This window comes from Paenibacillus sp. JCM 18996 (assembly GCF_055392555.1).
The window spans coordinates 2,624,670-2,648,616 of the sequence record NZ_AP043884.1 but is presented as its reverse complement, the minus strand read 5'-3'; the positions used below and the strand labels follow the sequence as shown (position 1 = coordinate 2,648,616).

Here is a 23,947-nt window from a genome sequence, read left to right as displayed (position 1 = left end):
ATGACTTATGTACCCTTTTCGGCGGAAAAGCCGCTGGATTTTGTCGCTGTCGGCCGGCTGTGCATCGATTTGAACGCCAATGAAATCCACCGTCCCATGGAAGAAACGATGACGTTTACGAAATATGTCGGCGGTTCTCCGGCGAATATAACGATCGGCATGGCCAGATTGGGAATGAGCACCGCCTTTATCGGCAAAATTGCGGACGACCAGATGGGCCGCTTCATCGAAGCTTACCTGCGCCGCAATAACATCCGCACCTCCAATGTAGTGACCGATCATACCGGAGCGGTCACGGGGCTCGCTTTTACGGAAATCAAGAGCCCGACGGACTGCAGCATCCTGATGTACCGCGATAACGCGGCCGATCTCTTGCTAACGCCTGCCGAAGTGCAGGAACCGCTGATCGCGCAGTCGAAGGTGCTGCTGATCTCAGGCACCGCTCTCGCCCAAAGCCCGTCCCGGGAGGCGGTGTTCCAGGCGCTGAGCTACGCCAGGAAGCACGGGGCCGTGATTGTTTTTGACCTGGATTACCGGCCTTATACGTGGACTTCTCCCGAAGAAACGGCGGTTTACTACAACCTGGCTGCCGAAAAATGCGACATCATCCTCGGCACACGGGAAGAGTTCGACATGATGGAGCGGTTTGACGGCAACACGGAGCACAGTGACCAGGTGACGGCGGGCAAATGGTTCGATTACTCGGCCAAGATCGTTATCATCAAGCACGGCAAGGAAGGTTCGATCGCTTACACACGGGACGGGGCCGGCCACAAAGCGAAGAGCTTCCCGGCCAAGGTCGTCAAGACGTTCGGTGCGGGAGATTCCTACGCCGCAGGCTTTCTCTATGGCGTAATGCAGGGCTGGCCGATTGAACGATGCATGGAATTCGGCAGCGCTGCCGCCTGCATCGTCATTTCCAGCCACAGCTGCTCGGACGCCATGCCGACAGCCGAACAGGTGCACGATTATATCGACCGCTGCAATCGCGGAGAGATTACGGATGAGTCCGTCCAAATGAAAGGGGAACCTGCACGATGACACAGCCGCAAACTTTGAAAAACTGGATTGGAGGGCAGTGGACGCCATCCGTGTCCTCCAATAGCGAGCCTGTATACAACCCGGCAACGGAGGAAGTTTTGGCTTATGTCCCTATGTCCGGCAAAGAGGATGTCGATCGGGCCGTAAGCGCGGCCAAAGAAGCTTTCAATACCTGGAGCCGCACTCCGGTTCCGCGACGTGCCCGCATCTTGTTCAAGTACCAGCAGCTGCTGGTCGGGCACTGGGAGGAGCTTGCGAGGCTGGTCACGCTTGAGAACGGCAAAAGCTACAACGAGGCACACGGCGAAGTGCTGCGCGGCATCGAATGCGTCGAATTTGCGGCAGGAGTGCCTACGCTGATGATGGGCAAGCAGCTGCCGGATATCGCCACCAACCTGGAATCCGGTATGTACCGGTACCCGGTCGGGGTGGTGGGCGGCATAACGCCGTTTAACTTCCCGATGATGGTGCCGTGCTGGATGTTTCCGCTGGCTGTCGCCTGCGGCAATACATTCGTGCTGAAGCCGTCGGAGCGCACCCCGCTTCTAGCGAACCGGCTTGCGGAGCTGTTCAGGGAAGCCGGCCTGCCGGACGGTGTGCTGAACATCGTACACGGCGCGCATGATGTGGTGAACGGCATCCTTGAGCATAAGGACATTAAAGCCGTCTCCTTCGTCGGCTCTCAACCGGTGGCGGAATACGTGTATAAAACCGCTTCATCCCACGGCAAGCGGGTCCAGGCGCTCGCGGGCGCCAAGAACCACTCCATCGTCATGCCGGATGCGGACCTTGACAGCACCGTGACGCAAATCATCAGCGCCGCCTTCGGTTCGGCGGGTGAGCGCTGCATGGCCTGCTCCGTAGTAGTGGCCGTCGGCAATATTGGCGACAAGCTTGTCGACAAGCTGGTGCAGGCGGCGGGCGAACTTACGATCGGCAACGGCCTGGACGAAGGCGTGTTCCTGGGTCCGGTCATCCGCGCTCCGCACAAGGATCGTACGATCTCCTACATCGAAACGGGGGAAAAAGAAGGTGCTCTGCTTATCCGCGACGGTCGGAAAGACGCGACGTCGGACGAAAAGGGCTACTTTGTGGGGCCGACGATTTTTGACCGCGTGGAGCCCGGCATGAAAATTTGGGAGGATGAAATCTTTGCGCCGGTGCTCTCCATCGTGAGAGCCGACACGCTGGAGGAAGCGATTGAAGTGGCGAATCGTTCGGAGCTCGCTAACGGCGCCTGCCTGTTTACGAAGGACGGCAGCAATGTTCGCCTGTTCCGGGAAACCATCGACGCCGGAATGCTTGGAATCAATCTGGGCGTACCTGCGCCGATGGCGTTCTTTCCTTTTTCCGGCTGGAAGAAATCGTTCTATGGGGATCTGCACGCGAACGGTTCGGACGGTGTGGATTTCTATACGCGCAAGAAGATGGTAACCGCCCGCTGGTAGTGCCGACTTCAGCTAAAGATTTATCGAAATTTCCCCGGAAGGAGTGGAACGCCTTGGCGCTCGTTTCGATGAAAGCGATGCTGCAGCAGGCTTTGGACGGCGGATATGCCGTAGGCCAGTTTAATTTGAACAATCTTGAGTTTACGCAGGCGATTCTGCAGGGGGCGCAGGAAGAGAAAGCGCCGGTTATTCTGGGCGTCAGCGAGGCGTACATTCCGTATATGGGCGGGCTGCCTTGCATAGCGGGGATGGTCCAAGCGCTGGCAGAGCATTACGATATCACGGTTCCTGTGGCGCTGCACCTGGACCATGGCTCCAGCTATGAAGTCTGCCTGCGGGCCATTCATGCCGGTTTCACCTCTGTGATGATCGACGCTTCGCATCATCCGCTGGAGCGCAATATCGGTATCACGGAGCGCGTCACGGAAGCGGCGCACGCGCTGGGCGTCTCGGTGGAAGCCGAGCTCGGACGGATTACCGGCAGAGAGGACGATCTGGTGGTGGAAGAGGCGGAAGGGATGTACGCTGTGCCGGAGGAATGCCTGCGTATGGCGCGAGAGACCGGGATCGACTGCCTGGCTCCTGCGCTCGGATCGGTGCATGGACCTTATCGCGGACAGCCGAGGCTCGGCTTTGAGCGGATGGGACAGATCCGGGAACTGACGGGCTTGCCCCTTGTGCTGCACGGCGGAAGCGGGCTGCCCGATGAGGAGATTCGCCAGGCGATCTCGATGGGCACCTGCAAGATTAATGTGAATACCGACAACCAAATGGCCTGTACCGCCGCCATCAGGCAATATTTGAACGGTCACCCGGAAGCTTACGATCCGCGCAATTACTTGATTCCGGCTCGGGAAGCGGTGAAAGCCTCGGTGATCTCGAAAATCCGTTTGTTCGGCTGTTCAGGCAAATCGGGAGGAAGCGAACAATGAAAAAGATCAAAATCGGAATTATCGGAGCAGGAAGAATCGGCAAAATTCACGCGGAAAATCTGCTGAAGCTGCCTGAGGCGGAGATTGCCGGAATCAGTGATTTGTATGCGGGCCCCGTTCTGGAAGCGTGGGCAGCCGAGCGCGGAATTCCTTTTGTAACCAAAGACAGTGCGGCCCTTATCGCTCATACCGGAATCGATGCCGTGTTTATTTGCTCCTCTACGGATACGCACGTTCCTTTGATCAAGCAGGCGGCGCAGGCAGGGAAGCATATTTTTTGCGAAAAGCCGGTTAGCATGGACGTCGCGCAGACGGAAGAGGCGCTCGCAGAGGTGCTTAAGGCGGGAGTAAAACTGCAGATCGGCTTCAACCGGCGTTTCGACCATAATTTCAAGCGGGTCCGCGAACTGGTGCAGGGAGGAACAATCGGGGAACCGCATATTGTGAAAATCACTTCCCGTGACCCCAATCCGCCTCATGAGGACTATATCAAGGTATCGGGCGGCATTTTCATGGACATGATGATCCACGATTTCGATATGGCCCGTTATTTGTGCGGAAGCGAAGTTGAGGAAGTGTGGGCGCAGGGCGCGGTACTTATTAATTCAGTATTTGCCGAGCATGGCGATGTGGACACGGCGATTGTCACGCTGCGCTTTAAGAACGGCGCGCTCGGAGTGATCGACAACAGCAGGCAGGCGGTATACGGTTACGACCAGAGGGTGGAAGTGTTCGGCTCCAAAGGCAGTGTCGCGATCGCCAATGATCACCCGAACACCGCCGAAATCAGCACGGCAGAGGGGATTGTGCGCGACAAGCCGCTGCATTTTTTCCTGGAACGGTATAACGGAGCTTATGTGGAGGAAACGCAGAAGTTTATCGAATGTTTGCTGAAGGAGGAGCCTGTGCCCGTGAACGGATACGACGGAATCCAGGCGGAACGGATCGCTCTGGCGGCCAAGCTGTCCCTCAGCCTGGGAAGGCCGGTCAAAACGGGCGAGGTTTATGATCTGCTCAAGCAAACGCTGGTAGAACAATGATCGGCGGAAGTAACGATGATAATCCGCGAGAAACAATGATAAGCTAAAAGCACCAATGATAGGTCGAATGATTATCGGAAGGAGAAATGTGTATGTCTGAGCTGATTGTGAAACCGCTGTCTTCCCCAAACGAAGATGGAAGCGTTCTGAACATCACCCCACAGACCGCGGGATGGGAATATGTCGGTTTCGAAATCGTCCGGCTTTCAGAGGGCCAGCTACTGAGCAGGGAGACAGGGGGTCGGGAGGTGTGCCTCGTGCTGCTCAGCGGCAGGGCGGATGTCAGCACCCGGGAAGAACAGTGGCGGAACGTCGGAGAACGCATGAATGTGTTTGAGAAAACGCCCCCTTATTCCGTATACGTGCCGAACAATGACCGGTATGAGGTGCGGGCGGAGACTCAGCTTGAGCTCGCAGTATGCTCGGCGCCCGGCCGGAGCGGCCATAAGGCGCGTCTGATCGGGCCTCAGCAAGTGAGTGTGGAAATGCGCGGATACGGAAATATCCAGCGTCAAGTACACAATATTTTACCGGAGCAGGAGCCTGCCGACAGCTTGCTCGTGGTCGAGGTGTTCACGCCGCAAGGGCATTGGTCCAGCTATCCGCCCCATAAACATGACCGCGACGCGCTGCCGGACGAATCGATGCTGGAGGAAACATACTACTTCCGGGTGGAGCCTGAGCAGGGTTTTGCAATGCAGCGGATTTACACGGACGACAGGTCCCTGGATGAAACGCTGATCGTCGGCGACGGGCAGGCAGTGCTCGTGCCTCGCGGATATCATCCGGTTTCGGCTCCTCCGGGATACGGAGTGTATTACCTGAATGTCATGGCCGGTCCGAAGCGCATGTGGAAGTTCCATAACGATCCGGATCATGCCTGGATTATGGCGAAGCCGCAGAAAGATTGATGAAAGCGACCATATACGATATTGCCCGTGAAGCCGGCGTGTCTATCGCGACGGTTTCCCAAGTGATCAACGGCAAAGGAAAGATCAGCGAGGAGAGGCGCAGCGAGATTATGTCGATCATGAAGAAGCTGAATTACCAGCCCAGTGTGATCGCCTCCGCCTTGACCGGCAAAAAGACTTACACTTTAGGACTTCTCGTTCCCGATATCTCGAACCCTTTTTTCGCCGAAATCGCAAGAGCCATCGAGGATGAAAGCGAGCAGCTTGGCTACAGCCTGATCATTTGCAGTACGGACAACCGGGACGAACGGGTGGAGAGGTATTTGAGGCTTCTGCTGCAAAAGAGCGTCGACGGCTTGATCATCGGCACCGGGATGGATAACAAAGAGCTGCTCGATCCCCTGCTGGAGCGCGGCATCCCCGTCGCCATGATCGCGCGGGAAATGCCGTCCCGTTCCGTCCATACGGTGGTTGTCGACGATTTCACAGGCGGCGTGCTGGCGGCACGGAATCTGCTGGAGCTGGGTCATACCCGGATAGCCGTGTTGGCGGAACAAGAGAAAGTCGTCTCAAGCCGGGAAAGGGTGAGGGGCTTTCGGCAGGCCATGCTGGAACGCGGACAGGAGTTGCCCGGCTCGTGGGTGTGCAGCTGCAACTACGCCATCGAGGACGGGAAGCTCTGGACGCTGGAGCTGCTCCGGCAGAGCGATCGTCCGACAGCACTGTTCTGCTGCAACGACCTGCTGGCCATCGGTGCGATCCAGGCCGCCAGGGAGCTGAGCCTGCGTCTGCCGGCCGACCTGTCGGTTATCGGTTTCGATAATACGATCCTCGCTTCGGTGACGGATCCTCCGCTGACGACGGTCGCCCAGCCTATTGACTCGATGGCTACAACGGTGGTCGACTTATTGATCGGGCAGATCAAGAAGGTTTCCTCCGCTCGGCAGCGCATAGTCCTGCAGCCCGAGATTATTGTACGAGCATCCACTGCCGCACCGGCAGCCGGCTTGCAGAAATGAGAAACCCTATCGGAGACTAATAAAGCGATGAGAGTAAAAAAAGAATAGCTGCCTGATTAGGCAGCTATTTGCATTTATTCGTGCATTATTGAGCTGAGGAATACGAGGCCATTTTTATGGTCTAAGACTTCTTGACGTTGAGCTGCAGTTGAGCTACTGTCTTCTTCAGGGCATGTTGAGGTTCAATAAATCATTTTTCCCAGCGGGCCTTCCTCATCGATCATATCCTGAATCTCATACACCGAGACAGGAAAATACTGAAAGCCGTACACATAAGCCGCAATCTCATACAGTTGAAAGAACAGAACAAGCGCTTTATCGGCGATATAAAAATCCTGGTCCGGACGAATCCCCTTGAAAGGCTCCAATAGATTGATGTTTCGCGCTTGAATCTGGGCCTGGACAATGGTGGAGAGCTTTTTTACATAATCGGTTCCCGGTTTAAAAAGGTCACGAAGAGAGAACAGAGTCCCCGTATTTACATCAAAAGTGAGCGGCTTCTGCAAAGTCATCCCATGCGCCCCGCCGGAAAAAGCGTAATTGAACAAGCTGAGGCTGAGTATTCTCCGTTCATTCGTTTTCAGCTCATAGTAACCGCTCGATTCCGTATTCGGATTTTGCGGATACCCCTGCTGATGGGCAATTTTGCCTACTTCGGCACTGATTGTCTTGTTTATTTTATGATAGCTTGGGGAATCCGGCAGTTCGGCGATCAGGGGATACTGCACATCGAGCTTAGGCCTGACAAAACGGTACGTTTGTATATTGACGGGAAGCAGCTCTTTGTTCATGCGGATCATCCTTATTTTTGTACTATGTATATTCCGTGCTGGGCGTCCGGGTTCGCTCACAAGCGGGCATTTCATAAAAAGTGAACATTTGTGTTACAATTAGTAAGTAACGATTCCAACGGGAAAGGACGAGAGAGACGTGCTGTTTACACCTTATACAGTGAAAGAGCTTACTCTGAAAAACCGGATCGTCATGTCGCCTATGTGCATGTACTCCTGCGAACAAGAGGACGGAATGGTGAACAACTGGCACAGGGTCCATTATCCGAGCCGCGCCGTGGGGCAGGTTGGGCTGATTATCCTCGAGGCTACGGCGGTGACGGCGCAGGGGAGAATTTCCCCGAACGATCTGGGGATTTGGAGTGATGAACATATTTCCGGGCTTCGGGAGCTAGTTCAGCTGGTGCATGAGCAGGGAAGCTCAATCGGAATTCAAATCGCCCATGCGGGGAGAAAAGCGGTAATACCGGGTACTATTGTGGCGCCTTCGGCGATCGCTTTTGACGAAAACAGCAAAGTGCCGGAGGAAATGACGCGGGAACAGATTCAGACGACCATTCAGGCCTTTATAGATGGAGCCCGCAGAGCGAAGGAAGCAGGATTTGACCTGATCGAAATCCATGCGGCACATGGATACTTGATTAACGAGTTCCTGAGTCCGCTTGCGAACCGGCGTGAAGACGAGTTTGGTGGAGACCGCGAGGGAAGGTACCGTTTTCTCGGAGAGGTCATTGACGGAGTCAAAACGATCTGGAACGGTCCGTTGTTCGTCCGGATTTCCGCTAACGAATACCATCCGGAAGGCAATACGATGGACGATTTCGTGTACTTCGCTGAGCGCATGAAGCAGCAGGGAGTGGATCTCATCGACTGCAGCTCCGGCTCAATCGTGCGGGCCCATATCGATACATTTCCCGGCTATCAGGTTCCTTATGCGGAGGAGATTCGGAGACGGGCAGAGATTGCCACAGGTGCTGTCGGTCTAATAACGGACGCCGAGCAGGCTGAGAACATTCTGCAGGAAGGCCAGGCGGACCTGATTTTCCTCGCAAGGGAACTGCTGCGTGATCCTTATTGGCCGCGCAAGGCTGCAAAACAGTTGGGAGTGGAGATCACACCGCCAAAACAATATCTGCGGGCTTGGTCGTAACATTGCAATCGTAAGGCGAGGCTTGGGAATAAAGAAGAGCACTGGTCGTTTGGCCAGTGCTCTGTTCTTTGGCATTTATGCGGGATGCCAGCCTTATTTGGTATGCATCGGGTTGTTGTGATTAGAGAGGCTCGGCAGCATTTTTATTCCCTTAACCATCGGGGACTTGCATACGGGACATAACGGGCTTTCTTCGAAGGAAAAATTCTCTCTCATCCAACAGGTACATGTGTCTGTGCTGCACGTCCAAACAGAAGTTTGTTCTTCTTGAATCGGTTCCATGTTTTTCTTAGAGAAATACAATTGCAAATCCTCCTTATAAGTAGCCGTCTTTTAAGTCCTCAGAATAATTAGAAAAAGAACTGCCTGCGACCAGAGGATCGGGCAGTTCTTTTTCTATGGAAATTACAATTTTACAACGTTCTCAGCTTGCGGTCCACGGTTGCCTTGAACCACGTTGAATTGAACTTGTTGTCCTTCGTCAAGGGTTTTGAAGCCGTCGCCAGTGATTGCGGAGAAGTGTACGAATACGTCTTTTCCACCTTCAACTTCGATAAAGCCAAAGCCTTTTTCTGCGTTAAACCATTTAACTGTTCCTGTTTCCATTTAAGAAAACCTCCAATAATTTGTTCATTGAACTAGATTTAATATGAAAAATTCACATATTACAAAGAGCAACCATTTCCCAGTGGCGACCCTTTTTAATATGTGAATTTGGGTTCCATATATGCCAATGACTTATTATAACATACATTTTTTTATAGTGCCACTAACTTTATCCAATTTTATTTCAGTTCTTAGAATTATTTTACCTGATTGCTTTGTTTTTTATGCCTGTTTTGTTTGTAAAAGATTTGATTGACGCATCTGTGGGCAATTTGGGGCACGCCAAGCTATGATGGGAAATATGCAGATAGCGGAATTCGGGTACGTTATATACTTCGATGCCGGTTGATCTCATTAATGCAGCAAGAAAATTCGCGTATATTCGGACCAATCATGCAATGCCGGCACTGTTTATCGCGAATTGCTGGGAATAAGGCCCGCAATGTCCTATGGTCTGAATGGAGTGCTGGCGATCATCAGTCCAGCTTGAGGCACGAACGGTTACAGCGAGCAATGGCTGTACAACGCGGTCGGCTCCCCGGTGACCCGGGCCCAGAATTGGTTGCCGTAGTCAAAGTGCCACCATTCCTCGCTGTAGTTCGTGAACCCGGCGTAAGCCATCACGTGAAACAGCAGCCGGCGGTGGTCCCGTACAATGCGCTCCTTGTTTCCAAGCCGTCCCGCATGCTGCTCCAACTCCTCATAATACCGGGTGCGGGAACGTTCCGTGAAATCGTCGAAGCCCGTGCCCATTTCCACCATTTTGCCGACTGAGTCCAGCAAGCTTAAATCAATTGACGCACCGGTGAGATGAGGGGAAGGGTGCAGCGAATCAGCCACAGGTCTCGATACATACTTGGAAACGAGCTCTGACAACTCCTCGTTGCCAAGATGCGGGTGATCCTGCTGGAGACGGGAATGGAAAGCTTCATACAGGTACCGCTGCACCTGGATAGGCCTCCAAGCATCTAAGACGGCGAAACGGTAGCCCGAAGGCAGGCCTTTAGCCGCCTGCAGCAGACGTTCAGCCACGCCCCTGCGGGCAAAAGCCCCGTTGACAGCCCCGGGAACGCCGGTTTCAAAGTAAAAAGGCTTTACTTCGATGCGTTTCGACAATCCCTCTAAAGAAACTAACGGTTCCCCGTTATCTTGTATAAGTACATTTCTCCAGCCCGTCACATCCTGTATTGGAGGAATCGGCTTAACCGAGTACATGCGGGACATCACCTTCCTGACAAACCGTGCCCAACCGCAGACACTACCGTTTCACGCCAAGCTTTCCGCCGCCTTTTCCTTTCAGCGCGAGCAGGTTGGTGTCGTAAGAGAACGTCAGGTTCGCCTGCTCCCTGGATCTTTTCAGCGCCAGCTGAATGAGCCGGTCGGTCATTTGCTCGAAAGGTACACCCGTCGGCTCCCACAAATAGAAGGAAAGCGAGCCCGGAATCGTGTTGATCTCGTTCACATAAACTTCTCCCGTGCTCTCATCGATCAGAAAATCGATACGGGACACTCCTCTGCAGCCCAGCTCAAGGAACGTCTGCACCGCAAGGCGCTGGATCTCGGACGTCTGCTCCTCCGTGATATTCGCCGGTATGATGCGGGCTGCGCCGCTCATGCCTTTGGAGCCGTCGTTCATGTATTTATCCTGGTAGCTGAGGATGTCGCTCGTCTTGCCGACTTCCTCGATCACGGAAGGCATGGCTTCTTCATAATCGCCCAACACGGAGCAGTTGACTTCCTTCAGCTCGGTGACCATGTTCTCGACCAGGATCTTGTTGGAGAACTGGGTGACATTTTCGATCGCCTCAATCAGTTCTTCCTGGGTGCCCGCCTTTTGGACGCCAACGCTGGAGCCCAGGTTAGCCGGTTTCACAATGACCGGATATCCGAGCTGCGATTCCACTTTGCCGACGCATGCCTTCCGGTCATCGTTCCAATTTCTGGCGTTGAAAGCGACATAGTCGGTGACAGGAAGTCCTGCGGCGCGCAGGATCGTCTTCATCACCACTTTATCCATCCCCACAGCGGACGAAAGGACATCGCAGCCGGCATAAGGGACTTTGTTCACTTCCAAAAGCCCCTGCAGCGCGCCGTCTTCGCCATAGGACCCGTGCGTCACGGGAAAAGCCACATGGATCTCGTTCACCAGGCTGCTTTTGAACATGCGGGGCTGCGGATCAAGAAGAAGATGCTTGCCGGACTCGTCGGTGGACAGGAGGACCCTTTTGGATTTGGAAAGAAGCGCGGGAAGGTCTTTGTACTGCTCGATATCGGAAAGAAGCTCGCCGGTGTACCAGTCTCCTTTTTTGCTGATATAGATCGGTACGGGTTCGTATTTATCAGAGTTTAATGAGTGCAGGGCCTGCAGCCCGGAGATGACGGAAACCTCGTGTTCCACGGACATTCCGCCAAAAAGTACGCCGACTTTCGTTTTCATGGGACAACCTCCAAATTATTCGTTGTAGTTATCGGGCAGATCATTCTCCAACAGCACGATGCTTCCGGCCTCGGCGACTGTCTGCATATGCTGGAGCGCTTCGTTGAGGTTTTTGGCCACAAAATATTTCGACTCCGGATAAGCGGATTGTTTCAGCGCGTCCTGCAGAGGTATCGTCTGCTTGGTGCCGACCAGGATGATGTAATCGCAAACCTCGGCTGCATGCGCGGCAAAAGCGTGGTTCAGCTCATATTCCTTGTCGCCGAGCTCAATCATTCCGGGAGTGATCAGGATCTTCTTGCCTTCCATCTGCCCCAGCACATCCAGCGCTGCATTCGCACCTACCGGATTGGAGTTGAACGCGTCATCGAGAATGGTGATGTTCCCCGGGTTTTTCTTGAGCTCCAGACGGTGCTGCACAGGCTTGATTTTTCTGACAAAAGAGGCCAGCTTCTCAAGCGGAATTCCAAGCTCCGAGCCTACCGCAGCGCAGGAGAGGATGTTGTAAATATTATGCTCGCCCAGCAAAACCGTCTCAAACTCGGCCGAAGACCCGTCCTTTTTCTCGATGCGGAAACGGGTTCCTTTGCTGCTGATGGAAATATCGCACGCCCTATAGTCCACATCCTCGCTGCGGATGCCGGTTTTGACCACTTTGCAGGAGTTGCGGATTTTATAAGAAGCGATGTTCGGATCGTCGTAATTCAAAAATGCTGTGCCGTCCGCAGGCAGACTCTCCACGAGCTCGAATTTGGTCGCCTGTACGTTTTCCAGCGTTTTGAAGGTTTCCAGGTGCTGCGGGCCGATGGACGTAATGATTCCCATCTTGGGCTGGGCCAGGTCGCACAGCTCTTTAATATCGCCGGTCTGCTTCGCGCCCATCTCGGCAATGAAGATGTCGTGCGTCGGGCTTAAGGAGGAACGGACCGTTCTCGTCACGCCCATCGGGGTGTTGAAGCTCTCCGGAGTCATCAGCACGTTGAACTGTTGCGCCAGCACGGTATGCAGAAAATGCTTCACGCTCGTCTTGCCGTAAGAACCCGTAATTCCGATCACTAACAGATTTCGCATGCTCTGCACGATTCGGCGGGCATCGTTCAAATACCTTTGGTTAATTCCCTTTTCAATAGGGCCGTTGATGGTATTTGCCGCAAAAACAATAAGAGAAGGCATAAGGCTTGCGACGAACAAAAGCAGAAGGCCGAAGTCCCTGTCGGGCAAGCTGTTTGCGATGACAATGACGATAACCGCAAGGATGGCGATGGTTGTAAACAGCCTTTTCACCCTTGGGGTATACACGAGGCTCTTTTTTTCCTTTTCTTTGGACCGGGTTAAAAACAGAACCGCGTACAGCATGCACCACAGAATCAGAGCGAAGACAGGAGCACCGAGCAGCAGAGGAATTACAAACGCCAAAGGAATCCATTCCCTGACGGGAAGGATTTTGGCAAGATTCTGGCGGTTGTACCGGTAAAAGCGGTCGTTCATATACGAGTTCAACTGCAGCATATGGACGCTTCGGCGAATACGGATTCCCGCATAAAGCAGCCATACGGCTGCGGCTAGAACATAGATGACGGCATGGGTCATGATTGAGGGCGGCCTCCCTTGTCGTTGTTCAGGAAATTATTGATGATGATTAAAAATTGCTGCGCTTTGTCTATGTAGGAGAAGTGGCCGGCATTCTTGAGCACGACGAGTCCTGCATCCGGTATTAGCTTTTCCATAAGCTGTCCATCGGAAACCGGCGTGGCCGTGTCGTTCTCGCCCCAAACGAGCAGAGTCGGGGCTTTAATCAAAGGCAGCAGATGGCGCAGGTCAATGTTAACGACTTTAACCATCGTCTGCTGCATTACGCCGGAGACGCTTTTATAATCGGTGGAGCCCAGCTTCGCTTTGAATTTACCCAGCAGATCGTCTGAATATTGGCGTAGACCCGGCAGCTTCAGCAGGTTCTTGGCGGCCTTGTAGGTATATACCCTCACGTAATAGCCCAGCTTGCGCTTCGGTTTGATGCCCGCGCTGTCGATCAGGATGATTTTACGGACCGGCCGGGAGGAGGCGTACATGATGGAGATGCGCCCTCCGTTGGAATGTCCGACCAGAATCGGGTTCTCAATATTTAGGGAGGTTAACCATTTATGCAGAAAATCGGTGTACTCCGGGACTCCCCAAGCCACCGGGGGCTCGTCGCTTTCGCCGAATCCGGGCAGGTCGATCGCGTATGTACGGAAATTTCGGGACAGGAAATCCTGGACCATCCTGAAGCTCTGCAGGTTGGCTCCCCAGCCGTGCAGCAGAACGACAGCGGGCCCTTCGCCCTGTACGGTATAATTTATATGTAAGCCGTCGACAGTTACATTCATCGGATCAACACCCTTTAGATTTATTAAGCAGGACGCGTTATAATGAATCGGATGCGGTAACAAATATATGGAAAATCATGGGATGATTATCCTATTTTACATAAAAAAAGCCCAAATTATTCCTTGGGTCAGGAAGGTCATTGGCCTCTGTATGCGGAAAATTTAAGGTCCGAAATGATAGGAATTCACAACCTTTATCTTAACATAAACGGGTCTATGATGCCAGTTGCAATCGAATAAATTTGAACCAGGCAAAAAACCGGCCCTCCTGCGCAAGGAAAGCCGGGAAACAAACAAAGGTCTGGAGTGAACGGAATATCGGATGGCCCGCAACATCGATTGGTAGAATCTCTGCGTAATCTCCGTTCCGTGGACTTCCAGGGCGGGTACTGTGTATTTAATGATGTCTATCACTTGCTGGTTCAGCATTTCTATCGCCTCGCTTATCGGTTTATGCGTTTATTGTACAGGAGCCTTCAAAACGGCTTAGTGATTTGGATCACAACGTTTGGGGAGATAGTGTGAATTGAATTATGCGATGGGCTAGTCAGCGGGCATAGCCGCTCGCTGGCAATTGACAGCGGGTGTGAATTGAATGAGGCGGATATTCCTGACTTCATCACATTTTGCAGGAACAGGACGTCGTTTTGTTGAAATAGTTACAGCATAACGGGAAGGAGAAAGGCATATGCAAACTATCGAAACGGATATTGTAGTCGTCGGCGGAGGACCGGCGGGAATCAATGCGGCCATTGCGGCCGGACGGAGCGGGGCGAGAACGCTGCTCATCGAGAGATACGGCTTCCTGGGAGGCATGTCGACAATAGCACTGGTCTATCCATGGATGACCTTCCATACGATGGACGGCAAACAAGTGATCGCGGGGACGGCGCAGGAAATCGTGGACCGTTTGAAGGAGTTGAACGCCTCACCCGGGCATGTCCGGGATACATGCGGCTTTGTTAACACGATTACCCCGTACAATCCTGAAATTTATAAAGTGCTTGTGTTGGATATGCTCCGCGAAGCCGGCGTAAAGCTTCTGCTGCACAGCTTTGTGGACGACGTGCAGGTGAAAGGCGACCGGATCGAATCGGTGCGGCTGACTTCCAAATCCGGCAAGATCGACGTCCGGGCGAAGATGTTTATCGATACGAGCGGGGACGCTGACGCAGCATATCTGGCCGGTGCCCCGATCCTCCAGGGCCGGGACCAAGACCAGCTGACACAGCCGATGACGATGAAATTTCGGATGCGCGGCGTGGATTTGGCCAAGGTGAAGCAGTATATGCTCGACCATCCGGACGAGTTTTATAAAAAGACGCCGATCAGCGAGCTTCAGGAGCTACCGCTGACAGCGGTGCAGGGCTTCTATAAGCATTGGAAGGACGCTTGTTTGCCTATCAACCGCGATCAGGTGTTGTTCTTTCCGGGTCCGGGCGAGGACGAGGTGCTGGTCAACACGACGCGGGTACAAGGGCTTGACGGAACCCGGGTGGAGGATTTGACGGAGGCGGAGGAGCTTGGGCGGAAGCAGGTGCTGATGGTCGCCGATTTTATGGTGAAGCGTCTGCCGGGGTTTGAGAAAGCGTCGATTTCGCAGGTAGGTGCGCAGATCGGCATACGCGAGACCCGTCGTCTGGACGGCGTCTACAGCCTGCAAATCTCCGACGTCACCGAGGGACGCCGCTTCGAGGACTGCATCGCGCGGAGCGGGTACCCGATCGATATCCACGACCCGAAGAACAAAGGCGTGACCGCCGCCTGGATCTCGGGCGACGGAGCCTACGACATCCCTTACCGCTGCCTGCTCGCCAAAGGGATCAGCAATCTGCTCGCAGGCGGACGTTGTATATCCACTACGCATGAAGCGCTTGCCACGACGCGTCTCACGCCCAGCTGCATGGCTACAGGCCAGGCGGCGGGAACCGCAGCAGGCATGGCGGTACAGACCGGCATTACGCCGCACGAAGTAAATGTTTCCGATCTGCAGAGGCAGCTTCGCTTGGACGGTGCACTACTGGACTAAATGAAATGATCTTCGAACTCGCTGGAGTTGGGAGGTCATTTTCTATGTACGTGAGATATATTGCGGATTCGCAGGGAGTTGATTTTTAGAGAGTCGAGAGGCTCGTTTCCTGACGATTATAGCCGAACAGGACCTGTGGAACTCCGCAGGATCATACGGGTAGGGATAAGCATTTTTCTGCGCTCCAGCTGGTGTGATTCGATGTTGGAAATCAGTAGTTTGACGGCTTCTTCCCCTAAACGGTGTTCCTGCTGCTCCACGCAGGTCAGCGGGATGGCAGCGTACTCGGAAGACTCATAGTCATCAAAGCATAGTAAAGACATATCCCCCGGAATGCTTTTGCCCAGCTTGTGCAATACATGGATCACATCGAACGCAAACGAATAGTGAGCGGCAACGCACGCCGTGACATTCGGGTTGCTTTCGAAAAAAGAGGTTAAAACTTCAACATTTGACGGGTCCGTTTTCCCGGACTGCACCTTCAAATTTACCTGCAATCGATAGTCTATAGGAATAAAGGAATCCGCGAGCGCCCTGTGGTAACCGTTTAACCGGTCCTCCAGGCTTGTCGTTTGAATAACGGAATTGATATAAGCGATATTACGGTGGCCCAATTCGATTAAATGGTTCGTCGCTTTATAAACTCCTTGCAGATTGTCCGAACAAACGCAATTCGTTTCAATTCCCCGCAAATAACGGTCCACAACGACAAGCGGAAACCGGTCCAGACTCAATTTCAGTATGTCCTCGTTATAGCTTTCGTCCGAGACGGGATAAACAACGATGCCGTCCACCCCAAGTGAAATCATTTCCTTCAGCTTTTGTTTTTCCAGTTCTCTCGAATCGTGTGTTTTGCAGAAAAGCAAATGATAGCCATTCTTGGAAAGCTCGCTTTCGATCCCGCTGACGACATTGGCCGTAAACCGGTTGTCCAGACGCGGCATGAGAAAAGCCACCATTTTTCTTCCATTAGGGGCCGGATCTGCATCCTTCTCGGACAGCACCTGGCTGGCAGTGCCGGAATGGACGAATGAGCCCTTACCGGGAATGCGGTAAATGACCCCTTCGTTAACCAGTTCGGACAGTGCGCCCCGGACCGTAACACGGCTCACCTGAAACTGCTCCGCAAGCTCATGCTCGGATGGGATTTGCTGTTCCGGTAGCCAGCGCTTTTTATGGATCTGATCCAAAACATGCTGGCGTATTTGTTTGTACAGAGGATGTCTTGCAGTTGTCGGTTTCATGAAGGATCTCCTTTTATGCGAAATATATATACATGTAATATAACAAATGAACAGCAATGTTGTATATAAGAAACTTGCTCGTTTACAATATATTAAATTGACTAAAATGTAAGCAATGTCCTATATTCGTATTATCGGCGGAAAGGGCTTTTTATAATACAAATAATACAATTGATACGGGAGGCAGGAATGAGAAAAGGTGTCAAGGTACTGCTGGGGTGCTCGTTGGTTATTAGCATGATTGCAGGTTGTTCGTCTGGCAAGAATGATACACCCAATAAGGATAATGGGAAAACGCCAAGCAATTTTAACGCTTCCGGTTATCCGATTGTGCAGCAAAAGGTTACGTTAAAAATGATGGGACTCAAGGGGCCTATTCAGGGACCGTGGGACCAGATGTTCTTCTTCAAGGAAATGGAAGACAAAACCAACATCCATTTTGAGTTCGACACGCCGCCGAGCGACTCTTACACCGAAAAGAAAAATTTGGCCTTTGCAGGCGGAAACTATCCGGATGTGTTTTTCGGCGGAGCTTTAACGCCTATGGACGAAGTGAACTACGGGAAACAAGGCATTTTGGTTCCGCTGGAAGGTCTAATCGAAAAGTATGGGCCCACGATCAACAAATATTTGCAAGAGCATCCGGATGTAAAACGTTCCGTTACCGCACCTGACGGACATATCTATGCGATTCCGATGATCATGGACGAGCTGCGGGGCAGGGTGCCCAAGCTTTGGGTCAATGCCACTTGGCTGGACAAGCTGGGGAAGAAGGACATGCCTGCCAATACGGATGAGTTGTACGCGTTCTTGAAGGAAATGAAATCCCAGGATTTCAACGGAAACGGGCAGCCGGACGAAATCCCTCTGTCAGCGCAGAATTACAGCTCGCTTCGCGGTATTATGCTCTCATACTTTGGCCACGTCGATACGGGAATCGAAGTCAAGAATGAAAGAGCCGCTTTCGTTCCTTTTGAAAAAGGGTACAAGGAATACCTGCAGTTTATGCATAAGCTGTATTCGGAAAAGCTGCTCGACAACGATATTTTCAGCCAAAAGAAAGAACAGTTCACGGCAAAGGGGAAAAACAATCAGCTTGGCGTATTTTATCACGCGCTCCCGATGCTGGTTATGAATATTAAAGACCCGCAGGACAACAGCAAATTTCCGGTGGTCCCACCGCTCACTAGCAGCGTTAACCAGGAGAAAATGTATCCGGTGGATAACCCGGTCATTCGCGGAACCTTTGCACTTACGGACAAGAATCCGAATAAGGAAGCAATGATACGGTGGGTCGATTACTTGTATACGGACGAGGGATCGAGACTCGCTTATTGGGGAAAAGAAGGCACGCATTACGTGTGGCTTGACGACCGGCATACGAAATGGAAGGTCAACGAATCGGCCATTCCGCAGGGGATGAATACGGAAGAATTCCGCGCCGGCAAGATTACTCCTGATGCAGGCTCCAAGCTGCCGATCATCAAATCCCGCGAGTTTGACGGCAAACGGGAGGATATCGCCAACCGCTATGCCGAGAAAAAGTCGGAGGAATTCCTGCCTTTTGCAAAGCCCCGTTTTCCGCTGGTCTACTTTACCGATAACGAACAGAAGCAAGTCACCGCCATCCAGACGGATCTGGGTACGTATATCGACCAAATGGAAGCCCAATTCATTACCGGGGCGGCAGGCTTCGACAAGTGGGATGAATATATGGCTACGTTAAAAAAGCTCAAGGCCGATGATTTGGTAAAAATCAACCAAGCTGCTTATGACCGCTGGAAGCAAGGAAAATAGACGGCACGCAATTAAGGAAGGGGCCGGGGCGGCTTCTTCCGCGTCCTAAAGGAGGAGTTCTGCAATGCAGCTGCCGGTTGGTCATGCCGTCAAAGCCAAACGATCCGCCGGAAGGCATACGGGGTGGAAGAAGACGCAACATTGGGAATTGTATCTGTTCATGCTGCCGGCAATCCTGTATTTTCTGGTCTTCCATTATGTTCCGATGTACGGAGTGCAAATTGCGTTTAAGGATTTTATTGCGCGTAAAGGCATCTGGGACAGCCCTTGGGTCGGATTGGAGCATTTTAATCGGTTTGTCGAATCGTACTACTTCCCTCAATTAATCAGGAACACGCTGCTCATCAATTTTTATCAATTATGCTTGTTTCCGGTGTCCATCGTTATTGCCTTGTCTCTAAATGAATTAAAGAACGGAAGGATGAAAAAGTGGATCCAGACGATCACCTATGCGCCGCATTTTATCTCGGTCGTCGTAATAACGGGAATGATTGTCACGTTCCTGGATCCCTCTTCAGGGATTGTAAATAAAGTCCTGGAAGCTTTTGGCGGCAAGCCGATTCATTTTATGACTGTACCCGAGTGGTTCAAACCCATCTATGTACTTTCGGGAGAGTGGCAAAATTTGGGCTGGGGCGCTATCGTTTATCTGGCGGCGCTGGCAAGCATCGACCCGCAGCTCCATGAAGCCTCGAAGGTGGACGGAGCCAGCCGGTTACAGCGCATTTGGCACATCAACTTGCCGCTGATCATGCCGACGGCCATTATTTTACTGCTACTCAACCTGGGACATTTCATGTCGGTCGGCTTCGAGAAGATTCTTCTGCTGCAAAACAATCTGAATTTGCCTGCATCGGATGTCATCCAGACTTATGTATACCGAAGCGGTATCCTCCAGTCTCAATACAGCTTCTCGTCCGCGGTAGGCTTGTTTAATTCGGTGGTGAATCTGGCGCTGCTGCTGGTGTTCAACAGATTGGCCAGAAAAGTGTCCGACACAAGTCTTTGGTAAGGGAGGAGCACGAAATGATCCTTGAATCGAAAAGCGACAGGGTGTTTGTCGCACTTAATGCCGTATTCCTGCTGACCGTTGTTGTCATCGTCCTGTACCCCCTGATTTATGTGGTGAGCGCCTCCATCAGCGACCCGGTTGCAGTGAATTCCGGCGCAATGTGGCTGCTCCCCAAAAATATTACATTTGAGGGATTCCACCGGGTTATGCGAAATCAGGAGCTGTGGCTCGGGTACCGCAATACGATTTTTTATACGATAGCCGGGACTGCCCTGAATTTAATTGTAACCATTCCATGCGCTTATGCGCTGTCGAGACGGGAATTGAAAGGCAGTAAAGCGGTGATGATGCTGCTCGTGTTTACGATGCTCTTCAGCGGCGGGTTAATCCCGACTTATCTGGTCGTCAAGGCGCTGGGGATGGTGAATACGGTTTGGGCACTGCTGCTGCCTCAAGCTGCCGGTGTTTGGAATATTGTGGTCGCCCGGACTTTTTTCCAGAGCAGTATTCCGAGGGAGCTGGAGGAAGCGGCGATTATGGACGGGTGCTCCAATACCAGGCTGCTGCTGCAAATCGTCATCCCTTTGTCTGCGCCGATCATTGCGGTGATGGCTCTTTTTTATGGGGTAGGACACTGGAACTCTTATTTCAACGCTCTTGTTTATTTGTCCGACAGGCAGCTGTTTCCGCTTCAGCTTTTTTTAAGGGAGATCCTGATCCAAAATCAAACCGCGGATTCCATGCTGATGAACGGGGGAGATTTGGCGGTGGCGGCCGAGCATGCCCGTATTGCCGATATGGTCAAATATGCGGTCATGATTATGGCCTCGCTGCCGGTCATTGCCGTGTATCCGTTCCTGCAAAAATATTTTGTCAAAGGCATGCTGGTAGGATCGCTAAAGGGCTAGTCCGCAGGCAGGGTCGCCCGACAAAGTACACCGAGAGGAATCGATAACATGAATAACACTTTACGCTTTGTGGTTATGGGCGACACGCATTACGTTCAGCCGGAATCGCATTACCGTGCTTTAAACGGCCATCCGGGGGGAGTCACGGAATATGCGGATATTACACGGAATTACTGGATGACAAGGCATGTGCTGCCCAAGGTCATTAGCGGGATCGCTGCGCTGCAGCCGGATTTCGTGATCCAGACGGGGGACATTATGCAGGGGCACTGCGATGAAGTTTCAGGGGGATTGCGCGAGATGGGGGAAGCGCTCCAAATGCTTGACGGGCTCAGCGCTCCGCTGTATTTCGCTCTCGGGACGCACGACGGCACGGTGGGCAGGCACGGTGAGGAACCGGTCCTGCAGCTGGTGTACCCGGCCATTGGCCGGGCGCTTGGAACCGGACCGGTCTCAAAAGGGTACTATACCTTTGAAAAAGCAGGATCGCTGTTTATCATATTGGACTATACGGTGTTTGCCTCAAATGACGACCAATCTGGGTTTATACGTAGCGTGTTGGCGCAATCGGGCAATTATGAGCATGTTTTTCTCTTTGCACATCCCCCGTTGATCCCTGTCGGCAGGCCCTATTTCACCAAGTTGGAGTTTGTTAATACCATAAAAGAAGTCCTGGCCAAATATCCGATAGACGCTTATTTTTGCGGCCATACCCATAATCAGATCACTTCACTGCACAAAATCGGGGACCACTGGATCCCGCAATTGAAAAGCACGGTGCTCGGTTATCCGGATATGTCTCCCGTACCGTTGACGGATGTGCGGCCGATTCTGCCTGCCCTGGATACGATGGAATACGGCTGGGGATATCTTGAGGATTCCGCACCTGGTTGGTGGGTGATTTCTGTGAACGGCAACGAGGTGCAGGCGGATTGGCATGTGCTGGACAAAGGAGTGCAGGGACAGCTTCGTTGGAGCCGGGGACAAAAGGCGGTCATTACAAAAAAACCATCATTTGCAGCAAGCTCCGGGCTGCCTTTGCCGTCTCTCAAGGAGATTCGGTCCGTTCGGCTCAGAGCTGCCGGCGACAGCTGCAGAGTTCCCGAAGCTTACCGTGTTTTCTTGAATGGAACAGATATTGGCGTACTGCCCCGGTTGGAATATTTCGATGCGCGCCAGTATTTGGAGATCGCACCGGAGTGCTGGCCGCTTCTGAAGGCAAGTAATGAAATGATAATCCGGACTGCCGATGAGCCGATGACGATCGGGGCCATGGTGCTGGAGGTGGAAACGGACAATGGTTGGGTCCGCAGCTCCGTTTCAGGCTATTTTTCGAACACCGACAAATGGGACCGTTGGGGAAAGTGCAATTTCCTTCCGCTTAAAGGGGGAGAAAGCATCCGCCTGGAGCTCGATTTTGCAAAATGACGCAAGGAGGCGCACATGCCATACAAACTGATTGCCGTTGATATGGACGGTACGCTGCTGAATAAGAACAAAGAGATTTCAGAAGGAAATATCCGGGCGATCCGGGAAGCCGCTGAAGCGGGGATCAGGGTAATTCTGGCCACCGGCAGGCCTATTGGAGAGGTCAGATTCTATGCGGAAAAACTGCAGCTGGGCTTGCCTTTAGTGGTGAACAACGGCAGTGAAATTTGGAGAACGTCTGACACGCTTCATGAAAGAAACGAGCTTGACCCGGAGCAGATTATACGGCTTTTCGAACTGATCGAGAAATACGGCGAACGGCTCAACTACTGGGCGCATACCGTAGAAGGACAAATCACGCGGGCAAATATGCCGAGGGATCTCCGCAAGGTGCGCTGGCTTCAGTTTGCAGTCCAGAGCAAGGACGATGTTCTTTTAGCCGAAATACGCGGTCAATTGGAAGAGTGGAAGCTGTTCGAACTGAGCAATTCACACATTACCAATGTGGAATGCAATCCGATTGGAGTGAGCAAGGCAAGCGGACTGCTGGAGGTGTGTACAATGCTTGGCATTGCGATAACAGACACAGTCGCGGTAGGAGACAGCCTTAACGATATCCCGATGATACGTCTCGCCGGGCTCGGGGTGGCCATGGGCAATGCCCAGGAGTCTGTGAAGCTTGCCGCGCAAATAGTGGCCCCAAACCATACCGACGACGGAGTGGCGCTCATTATCCGAAAGTATTTGTTGGAGGAAAAGGAAACGCTGAATTTGATGAAAATCCCGTTTGGCTCTGTCTCCCGTGGATGAACTAAAGCCATTCGGCTTCCCATGCATAACCTGCAGCTGTTCTTGCTGCAGGCTTTTGTTCATGCTCCAAAGTGTACTGGATCTGAAAATAAATGGGTATATTGCTTGCTAGAGGGAAAAAGCCGTATAAAACGGCTGAACATGATCTCCGTATTCGGTGAACACAACAAGCTTGTGCATGCCACGGATTGACGATGTACTTTTTCGTTGGTAAGGTAATTTCATATAAATGAACGAGCATCAGGACGGCGGTGTTGAACTGTGAAGCTGTGCGGGGTTATATTGGCGGGAGGAAAAAACCGCAGGATGGGCGGACAGCCCAAGGCGCTACTGCCTTTTGGCGGGGAGGCGCTGATCGAGCGGCAGATCAAAGAATTGCGGAAAGCGTGTGAAGAGATTATTGTAGTTTCACAGGATGTGCGGATTTCCGCGTACTTGTCGGACTATGACGGCGTGACAATCGTACAGGATCTCATACAGGAGTCAGGTCCGCTCGGAGGCATGCATGCGGCGTTCAACTCGTCTTCTTGTGATATCCATTGGGTGGTGGGCAGCGATATGCCTTTCTTGTCCTCCCGTGCGGCACTATTCATGGTGGAGATAAAGCAGGCCGCAGGCAGCGCTGCCGTAGTTCCTCACATAAACGGAAAGACTCATCCGCTGCACGGAGTATACAGCCGAGGCTGTCTCGCCTCGCTGCAGCAGCTTCTGGAAGAACGCCGACTGCGGGTAATGGAGTTCCTTAGGGAAATTCAGGCGATCGAACTGAAGGAAGAGGCGTTTGCGGAGCGGGGGATCCCTATCCGTTTTGTCGTAAATGCCAACACTCCGGAGGACTACGAGAGGGCATTGTCCATTTACAAGGAACAAATTAAACAGAACCGGTCTCACCACCCGCCGTGCAGCGCCGCAACGCGCGCCGGGAGCGGCTCGTTAGAAAACGGTGACGATCATCGATCTTAAGCGGCTAGGAGCGCA

22 protein-coding genes are annotated in these 23,947 nt (G+C 52.6%); 14 read left to right on the top strand and 8 right to left on the bottom strand.

Features of this window, described 5'->3' with window-relative positions; translation table 11 throughout:
- The 6 genes from iolC to ACZ5N7_RS12940 all read left to right on the top strand — a co-directional run bounded on the left by iolC (nucleotide 1) and on the right by ACZ5N7_RS12940 (nucleotide 6,391).
- The gene (iolC, locus tag ACZ5N7_RS12965) at nucleotides 1-1,041 is read left to right on the top strand and encodes a 5-dehydro-2-deoxygluconokinase (RefSeq protein WP_464654708.1); all 1,041 of its coding nucleotides are present in this window, start codon (nucleotides 1-3) and stop codon (nucleotides 1,039-1,041) included.
- Nucleotides 1,038-2,489, top strand: coding sequence for a CoA-acylating methylmalonate-semialdehyde dehydrogenase (locus ACZ5N7_RS12960; protein ID WP_464654706.1), 1,452 nt, complete (start codon nucleotides 1,038-1,040; stop codon nucleotides 2,487-2,489). The genes iolC and ACZ5N7_RS12960 overlap by 4 nt, the downstream gene beginning before the upstream one ends.
- A gap of 53 nt (nucleotides 2,490-2,542) precedes the next feature.
- Nucleotides 2,543-3,421 (top strand): class II fructose-1,6-bisphosphate aldolase, encoded by an 879-nt coding sequence (fba, locus tag ACZ5N7_RS12955; protein ID WP_464654705.1) that lies wholly within the window; start codon nucleotides 2,543-2,545, stop codon nucleotides 3,419-3,421.
- Entirely contained in the window at nucleotides 3,418-4,461 is a 1,044-nt protein-coding gene (iolG, locus tag ACZ5N7_RS12950; protein ID WP_464654703.1) for an inositol 2-dehydrogenase, read from the top strand. The genes fba and iolG overlap by 4 nt, the downstream gene beginning before the upstream one ends.
- A gap of 92 nt (nucleotides 4,462-4,553) precedes the next feature.
- Nucleotides 4,554-5,372 (top strand): 5-deoxy-glucuronate isomerase, encoded by an 819-nt coding sequence (gene iolB, locus ACZ5N7_RS12945; RefSeq protein ID WP_464654701.1) that lies wholly within the window; start codon nucleotides 4,554-4,556, stop codon nucleotides 5,370-5,372.
- Complete coding sequence (locus ACZ5N7_RS12940) at nucleotides 5,372-6,391, top strand: LacI family DNA-binding transcriptional regulator (RefSeq protein ID WP_464654699.1); 1,020 nt, start codon at nucleotides 5,372-5,374, stop codon at nucleotides 6,389-6,391. The genes iolB and ACZ5N7_RS12940 overlap by 1 nt, the downstream gene beginning before the upstream one ends.
- Nucleotides 6,392-6,573: 182 nt before the next feature.
- On the opposite strand, the gene ACZ5N7_RS12935 is transcribed toward ACZ5N7_RS12940, so the two are convergent.
- Nucleotides 6,574-7,182, bottom strand: coding sequence for a DUF3298 and DUF4163 domain-containing protein (locus ACZ5N7_RS12935; protein ID WP_464654698.1), 609 nt, complete (start codon nucleotides 7,180-7,182; stop codon nucleotides 6,574-6,576).
- Between the two features lie 139 nt (nucleotides 7,183-7,321).
- Here ACZ5N7_RS12935 and namA point away from each other — a divergent pair, with 139 nt between their 5' ends.
- A complete protein-coding gene (gene namA, locus ACZ5N7_RS12930) occupies nucleotides 7,322-8,332 on the top strand; it encodes an NADPH dehydrogenase NamA (RefSeq protein ID WP_464654696.1) in 1,011 nt (336 codons plus the stop codon).
- A 93-nt stretch (nucleotides 8,333-8,425) separates the two neighbouring features.
- Here namA and ACZ5N7_RS12925 read toward each other — a convergent pair whose 3' ends face one another.
- From ACZ5N7_RS12925 to ACZ5N7_RS12900, 6 genes are all read right to left on the bottom strand, one after another.
- Nucleotides 8,426-8,635, bottom strand: coding sequence for a cold-shock protein (locus ACZ5N7_RS12925; RefSeq protein WP_464654694.1), 210 nt, complete (start codon nucleotides 8,633-8,635; stop codon nucleotides 8,426-8,428).
- Between the two features lie 102 nt (nucleotides 8,636-8,737).
- The gene (locus ACZ5N7_RS12920) at nucleotides 8,738-8,938 is read right to left on the bottom strand and encodes a cold-shock protein (RefSeq protein ID WP_464654692.1); all 201 of its coding nucleotides are present in this window, start codon (nucleotides 8,936-8,938) and stop codon (nucleotides 8,738-8,740) included.
- Between the two features lie 501 nt (nucleotides 8,939-9,439).
- Nucleotides 9,440-10,153: a M15 family metallopeptidase gene (locus tag ACZ5N7_RS12915; RefSeq protein WP_464654690.1), complete on the bottom strand. Its 714-nt coding sequence runs from the start codon at nucleotides 10,151-10,153 to the stop codon at nucleotides 9,440-9,442.
- 43 nt (nucleotides 10,154-10,196) lie between these two features.
- Complete coding sequence (locus ACZ5N7_RS12910) at nucleotides 10,197-11,375, bottom strand: D-alanine--D-alanine ligase family protein (RefSeq protein WP_464654688.1); 1,179 nt, start codon at nucleotides 11,373-11,375, stop codon at nucleotides 10,197-10,199.
- Between the two features lie 15 nt (nucleotides 11,376-11,390).
- The gene (locus ACZ5N7_RS12905) at nucleotides 11,391-12,965 is read right to left on the bottom strand and encodes a UDP-N-acetylmuramoyl-tripeptide--D-alanyl-D-alanine ligase (RefSeq protein WP_464654686.1); all 1,575 of its coding nucleotides are present in this window, start codon (nucleotides 12,963-12,965) and stop codon (nucleotides 11,391-11,393) included.
- Nucleotides 12,962-13,741: an alpha/beta fold hydrolase gene (locus ACZ5N7_RS12900; RefSeq protein ID WP_464654685.1), complete on the bottom strand. Its 780-nt coding sequence runs from the start codon at nucleotides 13,739-13,741 to the stop codon at nucleotides 12,962-12,964. Before ACZ5N7_RS12900 ends, ACZ5N7_RS12905 begins: the two co-directional genes overlap by 4 nt.
- Before the next feature lie 688 nt (nucleotides 13,742-14,429).
- Here ACZ5N7_RS12900 and ACZ5N7_RS12895 point away from each other — a divergent pair.
- Entirely contained in the window at nucleotides 14,430-15,770 is a 1,341-nt protein-coding gene (locus ACZ5N7_RS12895; RefSeq protein ID WP_464654683.1) for an FAD-dependent oxidoreductase, read from the top strand.
- A gap of 116 nt (nucleotides 15,771-15,886) precedes the next feature.
- Here ACZ5N7_RS12895 and ACZ5N7_RS12890 read toward each other — a convergent pair whose 3' ends face one another.
- Nucleotides 15,887-17,014, bottom strand: coding sequence for a GntR family transcriptional regulator (locus ACZ5N7_RS12890; RefSeq protein ID WP_464654682.1), 1,128 nt, complete (start codon nucleotides 17,012-17,014; stop codon nucleotides 15,887-15,889).
- A gap of 189 nt (nucleotides 17,015-17,203) precedes the next feature.
- On the opposite strand from ACZ5N7_RS12890, the gene ACZ5N7_RS12885 reads away from it, so the two are divergent.
- The 6 genes from ACZ5N7_RS12885 to mobA all read left to right on the top strand — a co-directional run bounded on the left by ACZ5N7_RS12885 (nucleotide 17,204) and on the right by mobA (nucleotide 23,932).
- Complete coding sequence (locus tag ACZ5N7_RS12885; RefSeq protein ID WP_464654681.1) at nucleotides 17,204-18,811, top strand: extracellular solute-binding protein; 1,608 nt, start codon at nucleotides 17,204-17,206, stop codon at nucleotides 18,809-18,811.
- A gap of 64 nt (nucleotides 18,812-18,875) precedes the next feature.
- Nucleotides 18,876-19,823, top strand: coding sequence for an ABC transporter permease (locus ACZ5N7_RS12880; RefSeq protein ID WP_464654679.1), 948 nt, complete (start codon nucleotides 18,876-18,878; stop codon nucleotides 19,821-19,823).
- A 14-nt stretch (nucleotides 19,824-19,837) separates the two neighbouring features.
- Nucleotides 19,838-20,731 carry a carbohydrate ABC transporter permease gene (locus ACZ5N7_RS12875; protein WP_464654677.1) on the top strand — a complete coding sequence of 298 codons (894 nt, stop codon included), beginning with the start codon at nucleotides 19,838-19,840 and terminating at the stop codon, nucleotides 20,729-20,731.
- A 48-nt stretch (nucleotides 20,732-20,779) separates the two neighbouring features.
- Nucleotides 20,780-22,159: a metallophosphoesterase family protein gene (locus ACZ5N7_RS12870; protein WP_464654676.1), complete on the top strand. Its 1,380-nt coding sequence runs from the start codon at nucleotides 20,780-20,782 to the stop codon at nucleotides 22,157-22,159.
- Between the two features lie 15 nt (nucleotides 22,160-22,174).
- The gene (locus ACZ5N7_RS12865) at nucleotides 22,175-22,969 is read left to right on the top strand and encodes an HAD family hydrolase (protein WP_464654674.1); all 795 of its coding nucleotides are present in this window, start codon (nucleotides 22,175-22,177) and stop codon (nucleotides 22,967-22,969) included.
- A gap of 261 nt (nucleotides 22,970-23,230) precedes the next feature.
- Nucleotides 23,231-23,932 carry a molybdenum cofactor guanylyltransferase gene (gene mobA, locus ACZ5N7_RS12860; RefSeq protein ID WP_464654672.1) on the top strand — a complete coding sequence of 234 codons (702 nt, stop codon included), beginning with the start codon at nucleotides 23,231-23,233 and terminating at the stop codon, nucleotides 23,930-23,932.
- The last annotated feature ends 15 nt before the right edge of the window (nucleotides 23,933-23,947 follow it).

Bases quoted from the DNA above. Each gene is read 5' to 3' on its own strand.
- ACZ5N7_RS12905 (WP_464654686.1), bottom strand. From the start codon at position 12,965: ATGACCCATGCCGTCATCTATGTTCTAGCCGCAGCCGTATGGCTGCTT.
- ACZ5N7_RS12890 (WP_464654682.1), bottom strand. From the start codon at position 17,014: ATGAAACCGACAACTGCAAGACATCCTCTGTACAAACAAATACGCCAG.
- ACZ5N7_RS12870 (WP_464654676.1), top strand. From the start codon at position 20,780: ATGAATAACACTTTACGCTTTGTGGTTATGGGCGACACGCATTACGTT.
- ACZ5N7_RS12935 (WP_464654698.1), bottom strand. From the start codon at position 7,182: ATGAACAAAGAGCTGCTTCCCGTCAATATACAAACGTACCGTTTTGTC.
- iolC (WP_464654708.1), top strand. From the start codon at position 1: ATGACTTATGTACCCTTTTCGGCGGAAAAGCCGCTGGATTTTGTCGCT.
- ACZ5N7_RS12915 (WP_464654690.1), bottom strand. From the start codon at position 10,153: ATGTACTCGGTTAAGCCGATTCCTCCAATACAGGATGTGACGGGCTGG.
- ACZ5N7_RS12895 (WP_464654683.1), top strand. From the start codon at position 14,430: ATGCAAACTATCGAAACGGATATTGTAGTCGTCGGCGGAGGACCGGCG.
- ACZ5N7_RS12900 (WP_464654685.1), bottom strand. From the start codon at position 13,741: ATGAATGTAACTGTCGACGGCTTACATATAAATTATACCGTACAGGGC.
- ACZ5N7_RS12940 (WP_464654699.1), top strand. From the start codon at position 5,372: ATGAAAGCGACCATATACGATATTGCCCGTGAAGCCGGCGTGTCTATC.
- ACZ5N7_RS12960 (WP_464654706.1), top strand. From the start codon at position 1,038: ATGACACAGCCGCAAACTTTGAAAAACTGGATTGGAGGGCAGTGGACG.
- iolB (WP_464654701.1), top strand. From the start codon at position 4,554: ATGTCTGAGCTGATTGTGAAACCGCTGTCTTCCCCAAACGAAGATGGA.
- ACZ5N7_RS12910 (WP_464654688.1), bottom strand. From the start codon at position 11,375: ATGAAAACGAAAGTCGGCGTACTTTTTGGCGGAATGTCCGTGGAACAC.
- ACZ5N7_RS12875 (WP_464654677.1), top strand. From the start codon at position 19,838: ATGATCCTTGAATCGAAAAGCGACAGGGTGTTTGTCGCACTTAATGCC.
- ACZ5N7_RS12885 (WP_464654681.1), top strand. From the start codon at position 17,204: ATGAGAAAAGGTGTCAAGGTACTGCTGGGGTGCTCGTTGGTTATTAGC.
- iolG (WP_464654703.1), top strand. From the start codon at position 3,418: ATGAAAAAGATCAAAATCGGAATTATCGGAGCAGGAAGAATCGGCAAA.
- ACZ5N7_RS12880 (WP_464654679.1), top strand. From the start codon at position 18,876: ATGCAGCTGCCGGTTGGTCATGCCGTCAAAGCCAAACGATCCGCCGGA.
- ACZ5N7_RS12920 (WP_464654692.1), bottom strand. From the start codon at position 8,938: ATGGAAACAGGAACAGTTAAATGGTTTAACGCAGAAAAAGGCTTTGGC.
- ACZ5N7_RS12865 (WP_464654674.1), top strand. From the start codon at position 22,175: ATGCCATACAAACTGATTGCCGTTGATATGGACGGTACGCTGCTGAAT.